Genomic DNA, 9,077 nt, shown 5'->3' on the forward strand with positions numbered 1-9,077 from the left:
AGAAAAGATGGTGGGTCGTGCAAGATTCGAACTTGCGACCAATTGATTAAAAGTCAACTGCTCTACCGACTGAGCTAACGACCCATCCTAAAACTGATTGTATTTTTACTGACTGAATCAACAGAGTTATGTTTATTCAACGTGACTCAATGCTGTGTTCACTCAAACCTTCACTGAAGAAGGGAATTGGTGGGCGATACCGGGTTCGAACCAGTGACCCCCTCCTTGTAAGGGAGGTGCTCTCCCAGCTGAGCTAATCGCCCTGGGACTTTTATTATATCAGCGATTGAAATCAATGATATTAAAAAAGTGGTGGGTCGTGCAAGATTCGAACTTGCGACCAATTGATTAAAAGTCAACTGCTCTACCGACTGAGCTAACGACCCACTGATTTTCATTTTCCTGCGTTACACGCAGCGTTGACAACAGAAAGTGTTGGTGGGCGATACCGGGTTCGAACCAGTGACCCCCTCCTTGTAAGGGAGGTGCTCTCCCAGCTGAGCTAATCGCCCGCTGTCAACGAGGGCCGCATTATAGGGGCTACTCGTTGAGAGTCAACGTTTTTTTCCATGGAACTGTACGTCCGTCGGGAAAATAATCAAATTGATCTCTTTTTCTCCAATTATGCGTTTTTGAAGCGATTTTTACGCGGATTTAGCCTGTTGCTTTGATTGTTGCGTTGTGGATTCAAAGGGGAGTGCTAAAATAACAGCACTTTTTCAGCCTCTATGTTGTTGCCACTGTTGTAAGTGGGTGCTATTGAACAGGGCTGAGCTGTTTATCTGCTTGTCAAAGGCCTAGATCTCATCATGAAAATTAAAACGCGTTTTGCGCCAAGCCCTACGGGTTATCTGCATGTGGGTGGTGCGCGTACCGCTCTGTACTCTTGGTTGTATGCTCGCCGCATGGGCGGTGAATTTGTGTTGCGTATCGAAGATACTGATTTAGAGCGTTCAACACAGGAAGCGATTGATGCGATTATGGACGGTATGAATTGGTTAGATCTGGGTTGGAATGAAGGCCCATATTATCAAACCAAACGTTTTGACCGTTATAACGCGATTATTGATCAGATGCTTGAAGCGGGCACAGCGTACCGTTGTTACTGCTCTAAAGAGCGCTTAGAAGCGCTGCGTACTGAACAAGAAGAGAATAAAGAGAAGCCGCGTTACGATGGTTTGTGTCGTGATCATGCACACAGCCACACACCTGATGAGCCGCATGTGGTGCGTTTTCGCAACCCACAAGAAGGGTCGGTAATTTTTGATGATCAAATTCGTGGCCCGATTGAGTTCAGTAATCAAGAGCTCGATGATCTGATTATCCGCCGTACTGATGGTTCACCAACATACAATTTCTGTGTGGTGGTGGATGATTGGGATATGGAGATCACTCATGTTATTCGTGGTGAAGACCACATCAATAACACGCCTCGCCAGATCAATATTCTCAAAGCGTTGGGTGCACCTGTGCCGGTGTATGCACATGTATCGATGATTTTGGGTGATGACGGCAAAAAATTGTCAAAGCGTCATGGTGCGGTCAGTGTAATGCAGTACCGTGATGACGGTTATCTGCCTGAGGCGCTGCTGAACTATTTGGTGCGTTTGGGGTGGTCACACGGCGATCAGGAGATTTTCTCTGTTGCCGAGATGGAAGCGCTGTTCTCTTTAGATGCGGTGAGTAAATCAGCCAGTGCGTTTAATACAGATAAGCTGCTGTGGTTGAACCATCACTATATCAATACGGTTGATCCGGTGCGTGTGGCAGAGTTCTTGGCATGGCATATGGAAGATCAGGGCATTGATACAGCAAATGGCCCTGCATTGGTTGAGATTGTATCGTTGCTGGGTGAGCGTTGTAAGACGCTGAAAGAGATGGCGGCATCCAGCCGTTATTTCTTTGAAGATTTTGCTACATTTGATGAAGATGCCGCGAAAAAGCACTTGCGTCCGGTTGCTCAAGCGCCGCTAGAAGCCGTACGTGCACAGTTGGCTGATGTAGCATGGAACGTAGAGGCGATTCATGCAGCAATTGCGCAAACCGCTGATACATTAGAGATTGGTATGGGCAAAATAGGTATGCCGCTGCGTGTGGCCGTGACCGGTGCAGGCCAATCACCTTCTGTTGATGCTACAGTGCATGCGGTAGGCCGTGAGCGTGCGTTGGCCCGTATTGATATGGCGTTGGCATTTATTGCTGATCGCGCAGCAGCACAATAAGCCATATGAGTAGCAGGGCTATTGTTGTTTATCCATAAAAGTGTGTTCTTGTTGAAGAATATCGCTGTTAACTAAAGTAGCCATCAGCTAATACGATATATGAGGCCATAACGATTGTTATGGCCTTTTTTTGTTTGGGAAGGGCTTTTTTTTGAGAAATACGTTGTTGGCAGATGGCCTGTTTTACGCTTACCGATATCACTGTGATACCGGTAAGTGGGGCAACGGCAAAATAGCAGCGTTAGTTAGGCAAGATCACGCTGATAAGGCAGCGGGTAGATAGCCAGTTCACTGCTCGGCTCATCAATGACGCGCAGTTGTGCGTCAGGTTCAAGATCACTGCTAAGTACAATTTGAATCAGTACTTTGCCCACAGGCAAGGCAGCCGCCGATAACACAGTGCCGGTTTTACGCCAGTTATCACCTAATTTGAGCTCGACACTTTCACCGGCGACAGGAAGGTGTGCCGCACTACCCAACAAGGTATATAAGGCGCGTTTATTCGCCCCCCGATATTTTGCTCGCGCGACCATCTCTTGTCCGGCATAGCAACCCTTGGTAAAACTGATGGCGTTTAAGGCCTGCAAATTGACGGCCTGTGGAATAAATTCTGCCATAGTTTGTGCACTTAATTGCGGTAAACCCGCTTCAATATCTAATGCCTGCCACTGTGTGTGATGACGCAGTATTGCACCTGATTGTTGCAGTGTGCTGTACAAGCTCTCTTGTGGCGTGGTGTGAGTATCGATAACCAGAATGTAACGATCTGCCGGTGTGGGGAGATACATAATCTGGCCAAACGGTGCGTTGACGACCGGTGTAGCAGCATCTGGCAGTGTATCGGTCAGCGTTTGCAGTGCGGTTGCTGCATGTGAACCGGCTAATCCAGCCAGTTTCCACTGCGTGTTTTCGGTGATGGTCAGCTTGGAAAATACGGCATACTTTTTCAGTTCTGGCAGTTGTTGCTCAGTGAGTGATTTTGGTTGTATCCAGCCGAAACCATCGTTGAGATGAAACAGAGTGAACACGCTCCACATTTTACCTTTGGCATCACAATGTGCGCCTAAACTGTAATGTTCTGGCTGGATAGTTGGCACATCACAGGTGACTTGCCCTTGCAGGTATTTGATGGCATCAGGGCCGACGATATTCAGCAGATCAAGATGATCAAGCGGGATCAACGAAAGGGCGAGTTCAGATGACAGTACAGCAGGTTGAGTGGAAAAATCGGGCGTGATCGCAGGTGTCATAAAAAAATCCATCTGTCTGTTTGGCCGAATGATTTCGTCTATCTGCCGAAATCAGTCAAAAGTGTATTTACTATAACGCTCTACAGCATGACTGACTATGTGAAATCATCTGATTTTCAAGCGGATAAATTGGGCAGAACAGCGTGTTTGGTCACAAATAAGCACGATAAAATCAGCGCAAAATAGCTGATAAATGCTACGATCAGCGGTGTTTGAGACTGTTTATTGGAGTCAGCAACGTGGATATTAATGATAAAGCGCGTGTGCGTTGGGCATGCCGCCGTGGGATGTTAGAGCTAGATGTGATTATCATGCCGTTTTTTGAGCATGAGTACGATACGCTGACTGATGTGCAAAAAGCCGATTTTATTCGCCTGCTTGAGAGCGATGATCCGGATCTATTTCGCTGGTTTATGAATAGCACTAAGCCAACAGATCCGGTTTTAGATGCGATGGTTGTTCTGATGAAAACGCGTAATCAAGCCCGTGGATTTGTGGCAGTCTGATATTCACCCTTCGCAGCGCGCACTATGGATTTTACGTGCTGCTTATTTTCTACTCAGCATAGCCGCTCTGACTGTGGTGCTAACGTTTTCCTATACGCTTTTATATTCCCTTTTACTTGTATTTTTGAGTTTTTTAATGCTTTTTGAATATAAAAAGATGCGCCGTAACGGGCTGAAAATGTGTGGGAAACTGGCATTTAGTGAGATGTATCTGATGAGGTGGCAAGACACAGAGTGGCGTTATTGCCGTACACTTTCACTTTCTGTATTTGGCTTACTGATTTATCTGCGTGATCCGCAAAATAAGACGCGTAGAACGCGGGTGTTGTGGTTATTACCCGATATGATGAGTGAAAGGTCATGGCGCACGCTCTCTGCCGTAGTGCGGCAAACCGATCGGATTAATGATAAATACTCATAGGCAGTGTGTTGTGTAAATTACCTGCTATTTAAACAGGCAATTTACACATGTCATTTTTTTCGAGCCGTGTTTGTGATGCTGCTTTGTACGGCTACCGCGTTGATCCTGATTGACTATCGTGCGGTGAAAGAATGCTCGGCAGAGGATCAGGTTGTGGCTCAGGGTAATCAAGCGTGTAGTGCAATCCACGGCTCTCTTTACGCTGTAGCGCACACAGCACAATTAACTCAGCAACCTGTACCAGATTACGCAATTCCAATAAATTATTAGAAACGCGGAAGTTGGCGTAATAGTCATGAATCTCTTGTTTGAGCATGTTAATTCGCCGTAAGGCGCGCTCAAGCCGTTTGGTGGTTCGCACTATGCCGACATAATCCCACATAAAAAGCCGCAATTCGTGCCAGTTATGCTGGATCACCACATTTTCATCAGAGCACTCAACTTGACTTTCATCCCACGCAGGCAGTGAGTCAACGGTATCGGCATAAGGCAACCACTGCAATAGATCTTCGGCAGCAGACCATGCATAAACGACACACTCAAGCAGTGAGTTAGATGCCATACGGTTTGCACCGTGTAAACCGGTGTAGCTGACTTCACCAATGGCATACAGACCATCAATATCGGTACGGCCAGCATGATCAACCATTACGCCGCCACAGGTGTAGTGAGCAGCAGGAACAATGGGGATCGGCTCTGCGGTAAGATCAAGCCCCAATGTCAGCAGTTTTTCATAAATGGTGGGGAAGTGTGCTTGCACAAATTCAGCCGGTTTATGGCTGATATCCAGATACATGCAATCAGCACCCAAGCGCTTCATTTCATGGTCAATGGCGCGGGCGACAATATCACGCGGTGCTAGCTCGGCCCGTGCGTCAAAATCAGGCATAAAGCGAGAACCGTCAGGCCGGCGTAGGTAAGCGCCTTCGCCCCGCAATGCTTCGGTCAGCAAAAAATTACGGGCTTGTGGATGATACAAACAGGTCGGGTGGAACTGATTGAACTCCATATTGGCGACCCGACACCCCGCACGCCATGCCATGGCGATGCCGTCACCCGATGAGATATCGGGATTGGTGGTGTACTGATAGACCTTAGATGCACCGCCAGTGGCCAGTACAACGGCTTTAGCGCGAATACATTCGACCCGTTCGAGAGTTCTGTTCCAGACATAAGCGCCGACAACTTTCCGCGATTGGTCGTTTTCAAGCGGCGGGTGCTGGGTACTGAGTTGTTCACCTTGTACCACGCCATGCTTGGCACTGGTGATCAAATCAACGGCATTGTACTTTTCGTACAAGGCGATGTTTGGGTGATAACGGGTTTGATCCACCAAGGTGGTTTGCACCGCCTTTCCGGTAGCATCAGCGGCATGTAAAATTCGGCGATGGCTGTGGCCGCCTTCACGTGTAAGGTGAAACTTTTGATCAGTCGCCAGCCCTTCCACATCAAAAGGAACGCCACAATCAATTAACCACTGCACGCAATTACGGGCATTTTCAGTAATAAACTCAACTGCTGCTTTATCGCACAGCCCTGCGCCGGCAATCAGTGTATCCTGCAGGTGTGATTCAATGCTGTCAGTTTCATCAAATACGGCAGCAATGCCACCTTGTGCATAATAAGTCGCACCTTCTGCGAGCGATCCTTTGCTCAGTATGATCACCTTGCAGTGTGGCGCTAAACGAAGTGCTAATGAAAGACCGGCAGCGCCGCTTCCGATGACCAGCACATCGCAAAGATGTTCAAGGGATTGTTCCATAACGTATGATATATATTCAGAATGGGATCTTATGTTAGATCAGGTCCTGATATATTGTTATCGTTTTTATGTCTTTGAATAGGCGTTTAACTCACAGAATTTAGTACAACGTTGAACTTTACTCAGAGATAAGCATCAAATACAACAGCTGGCTCAATTACTGCGATTTCACACTAACAGCGAGTAATGCGAGATGCTGTACAAAGAATGTTTTGGAGAAAACACCTCGGATGAGCGAGCAGTTGACAGATCAGGTTCTGGTCGAACGTGTTCAGCAGGGGGATAAACGCGCTTTTAATCTTCTGGTTGCCCGCTATCAGCATAAAGTGGCCGGATTGGTTTCCCGTTATGTCCCACAGGGCGATGTTCCTGATGTTGTACAAGAGTCATTTATCAAAGCGTATCGGGCCTTAGCGTCTTTTCGCGGCGAAAGTGCGTTCTACACATGGCTGTATCGTATTGCGGTCAATACCGCAAAAAATTATCTGGTTGCTCAGGGGCGTAGGCCGCCGAGCAGCGATGTAGATGCAGAAGATGCGGAAAATTTTGAAGTAGGCGGTGCGTTAAAAGAAATATCGAACCCTGAGAATTTAATGTTGTCAGAAGAGTTGAAGCGGGTGGTTTTTGCTGCAATAGAAGCACTGCCTGATGATCTGAAAATGGCAATCACTTTGCGTGAATTAGATGGGTTAAGTTATGAAGAGATAGCCACGATTATGGATTGTCCGGTTGGTACGGTCAGATCGCGGATATTTCGAGCCCGTGAATTTATTGACAGTAAGATTCAACCCTTAATTCAGCAGTAAATGGCCATGGGAACTCCGGTCTGATTAGCCGCAACAATGCACCGGTGTCAGGCAATAGTCATATCACCTTTAGTAATATAGGTAAGTAGGCATGCAGAAAGAGCAACTTTCCGCCCTGATGGACGGTGAATCGGTAGACAGCGTGTTGTTGAGTGAGCTGTCGAAAGACCGTGAGCTGCAAGGAGCGTGGCGTAATTATCATCTTATCCGCGATACGCTACGCGGAGAGACACCGGCGGTGCTCGATTTTGATATTACCTCCCGCCTTGCTGCTGCGTTGGAAAATGAACCTACGCTGTTTGTGCCGAAGGCTGTGCCGGAGTCACAACCTGCGCCAGAAACATGGCATAAGCTATCGTTTTGGGAAAAAATTCGCCCTGTATTGGGGAATGTTAGCCAATTGGGGCTGGCCGCGTGCGTATCACTGGGCGTAATTGTTGGCGTGCAGTATTACAATCAGCCGGAAGGTGGATTGGAAGACAGCCCTGTTTTCAATACGTTGCCAATTGGTGGACAAGCGTCACCGGTAAGTTACAGTGTTCCGACCTCGGGTGCGCCAAGTGAGCAGCAGTTGCAAGAGCAGCGTAAGCGCATCAGTGCGATGTTACAAGATTATGAGTTACAGCGTCGTTTGAATGCGGAGAATATTGAGCCGCGTCAGAGTGATATGTCGCAACAAGCCGGGAATACACAGCGCTAATGAAGCAAATGGTCTTTTTCCTGCTGTCAGTGCTGGGGCTTTGCAGTACCAGCGCTGTTGCATCACAAGGAACGGCAGATCTGCCAGTAATCTCTTCATTACCGCCAGTTCCCGCAACGACGGCACCGGTAAAAAATACGCAGGCTGATGAGAGTCCAATGCCTGTGGCAGTCGCGGCGGACAATAGTGCGCAATCTGCACAAACGCTGCTTGAAAGCATGGCGGTTGCCTCACAAAACCTCAATTACGAACTGTCATTTATTCGTGTCAGCAAAAGCAGTATTGATTCTATGCGCTATCGTCATGCGTATATCAATAAGCGTAACCTGAGCCAAATGCTCTACCTAGATGGGCCACGTCGTGAAGTTTTACAGCGTGGTGATGAGGTAAGCTATTTTGAGTCCGGTGTTGAACCTTTCACTATCCGCAGTTCGCACATTGTTGACTCATTGCCTTCGGTATTGCATGGCGATTTCAAACAGCTCAGTAAATTTTACGATTTTGTGCCAGTGGGTCGCGCACGGGTCGTTGATCGCCCGACACAAGTGGTGCGTATCGTTCCGCGTGATGATTTCCGTTACAGCTATGTTGTCTGGCTGGATGAAGAGAATAAATTACTGCTGCGTGCAGATTTACTCGATCGAGATGGTGAAACCCTTGAGCAATACCGGGTTATCTCGTATGTGGTAACACCCGAGTTAATGAAAGTGATGTCAAAGCTAGATGATGTTTCTCTACCACCGGTTTTGGCGTTTGAGCCGCAAGCAAAACAGGATATGGCGTGGAAACTGACGTGGCTACCGAACGGGTTTACCGAAGTCTCACGCAGTCGTCATCGCCTGCCGAATGTTGATATTCCTGTCGAATCACGCCTTTACTCTGATGGATTATTCAGCTTTACCGTCTATGTATCACCTACTGATGGCCGTGCGCTTCATGAGCAACTTGTGCGTCAGGGGCGAAGAACGGTGCACATTGAAAATCAGGGGCCGTATGAAATTACGGTAGTCGGTGAGTTACCTCCGTCAACGACCAAGCGGATTGTTCACGGGGTAAAGTTTGATGCCGCGCCAGCAAGTAGCGCGCCCATCAATAACAGCGGCAGTAAATAACAAGCGATCATCTTGTGCGATGGGGTTGTGTGCACCACGCATCAGAAAAATGACAGACAGGTAAGCCATCATACGAAGGCTTGCCTGTCTGTTTTTGGTTTAGATGAACATTACAGATAAAAATAGGATACATACGGGTTGGTCGAGCATTACGTTAAGTATGTCATCCGAAAATGAGGTAGAGATTGCTGATGATCAGAGAAAGAGTCACTGTGGTTGGCTACCAAGATGGGGTGGCCACTGTCATGTGCCAGCAAAAATCAGGTTGTAGTGGATGCGCAAATGCATCGGGTTGTGG

General features: G+C 47.6%; 8 protein-coding genes and 4 tRNA genes. 6 read left to right on the forward strand and 6 right to left on the reverse strand.

Translation table 11 applies throughout. From position 1 onward, the window contains the following. Positions 1 to 8 precede the first annotated feature (8 nt). The 4 genes from ACRC27_RS07285 to ACRC27_RS07300 all read right to left on the reverse strand — a co-directional run bounded on the left by ACRC27_RS07285 (position 9) and on the right by ACRC27_RS07300 (position 512). Positions 9 to 84: transfer RNA gene (locus ACRC27_RS07285), tRNA-Lys, on the reverse strand. Positions 85 to 187: 103 nt separating this feature from the next. Beyond that, positions 188 to 263: transfer RNA gene (locus ACRC27_RS07290), tRNA-Val, on the reverse strand. Between the two features lie 47 nt (positions 264 to 310). Continuing rightward, a tRNA-Lys gene (locus tag ACRC27_RS07295) sits at positions 311 to 386 on the reverse strand. A gap of 50 nt (positions 387 to 436) precedes the next feature. Further along, positions 437 to 512: transfer RNA gene (locus ACRC27_RS07300), tRNA-Val, on the reverse strand. A gap of 297 nt (positions 513 to 809) precedes the next feature. On the opposite strand from ACRC27_RS07300, the gene gltX reads away from it, so the two are divergent. Continuing rightward, entirely contained in the window at positions 810 to 2,222 is a 1,413-nt protein-coding gene (gene gltX / locus ACRC27_RS07305; protein ID WP_438639539.1) for a glutamate--tRNA ligase, read from the forward strand. 245 nt (positions 2,223 to 2,467) lie between these two features. Here the strand turns inward: gltX and ygfZ are convergent, their stop codons facing one another. After that, positions 2,468 to 3,472 (reverse strand): tRNA-modifying protein YgfZ, encoded by a 1,005-nt coding sequence (gene ygfZ / locus ACRC27_RS07310; RefSeq protein ID WP_438639540.1) that lies wholly within the window; start codon positions 3,470 to 3,472, stop codon positions 2,468 to 2,470. Positions 3,473 to 3,711: 239 nt separating this feature from the next. On the opposite strand from ygfZ, the gene sdhE reads away from it, so the two are divergent. Then, positions 3,712 to 3,978 (forward strand): FAD assembly factor SdhE, encoded by a 267-nt coding sequence (gene sdhE, locus ACRC27_RS07315; protein ID WP_438623690.1) that lies wholly within the window; start codon positions 3,712 to 3,714, stop codon positions 3,976 to 3,978. Beyond that, a complete protein-coding gene (locus ACRC27_RS07320; RefSeq protein ID WP_438639541.1) occupies positions 3,959 to 4,399 on the forward strand; it encodes a protein YgfX in 441 nt (146 codons plus the stop codon). The genes sdhE and ACRC27_RS07320 overlap by 20 nt, the downstream gene beginning before the upstream one ends. Before the next feature lie 91 nt (positions 4,400 to 4,490). On the opposite strand, the gene nadB is transcribed toward ACRC27_RS07320, so the two are convergent. Then, a complete protein-coding gene (gene nadB / locus ACRC27_RS07325; protein WP_438623692.1) occupies positions 4,491 to 6,161 on the reverse strand; it encodes an L-aspartate oxidase in 1,671 nt (556 codons plus the stop codon). A gap of 230 nt (positions 6,162 to 6,391) precedes the next feature. Between nadB and rpoE the strand changes: the two genes are divergently transcribed. The 3 genes from rpoE (at position 6,392) to rseB (ending at position 8,779) form a co-directional block, all read left to right on the forward strand. After that, a complete protein-coding gene (gene rpoE, locus ACRC27_RS07330) occupies positions 6,392 to 6,967 on the forward strand; it encodes an RNA polymerase sigma factor RpoE (RefSeq protein ID WP_438623693.1) in 576 nt (191 codons plus the stop codon). A 91-nt stretch (positions 6,968 to 7,058) separates the two neighbouring features. Then, entirely contained in the window at positions 7,059 to 7,667 is a 609-nt protein-coding gene (rseA, locus tag ACRC27_RS07335; RefSeq protein ID WP_438623694.1) for an anti-sigma-E factor RseA, read from the forward strand. Beyond that, positions 7,667 to 8,779, forward strand: coding sequence for a sigma-E factor regulatory protein RseB (gene rseB, locus ACRC27_RS07340; RefSeq protein WP_438623695.1), 1,113 nt, complete (start codon positions 7,667 to 7,669; stop codon positions 8,777 to 8,779). The genes rseA and rseB overlap by 1 nt, the downstream gene beginning before the upstream one ends. The last annotated feature ends 298 nt before the right edge of the window (positions 8,780 to 9,077 follow it).

Source organism: Plesiomonas sp., assembly GCF_051650925.1.
In the GTDB taxonomy this organism is placed as follows: Bacteria; Pseudomonadota; Gammaproteobacteria; order Enterobacterales; family CAMTGL01; genus Plesiomonas.

What these genes read in the sequence shown, in the direction of transcription:
- gltX (WP_438639539.1), top strand. Translation starts at nt 810, where the DNA reads ATGAAAATTAAAACGCGTTTTGCGCCAAGCCCTACGGGTTATCTGCAT.
- ygfZ (WP_438639540.1), bottom strand. Translation starts at nt 3,472, where the DNA reads ATGACACCTGCGATCACGCCCGATTTTTCCACTCAACCTGCTGTACTG.
- nadB (WP_438623692.1), bottom strand. Translation starts at nt 6,161, where the DNA reads ATGGAACAATCCCTTGAACATCTTTGCGATGTGCTGGTCATCGGAAGC.
- rpoE (WP_438623693.1), top strand. Translation starts at nt 6,392, where the DNA reads ATGAGCGAGCAGTTGACAGATCAGGTTCTGGTCGAACGTGTTCAGCAG.
- rseA (WP_438623694.1), top strand. Translation starts at nt 7,059, where the DNA reads ATGCAGAAAGAGCAACTTTCCGCCCTGATGGACGGTGAATCGGTAGAC.
- rseB (WP_438623695.1), top strand. Translation starts at nt 7,667, where the DNA reads ATGAAGCAAATGGTCTTTTTCCTGCTGTCAGTGCTGGGGCTTTGCAGT.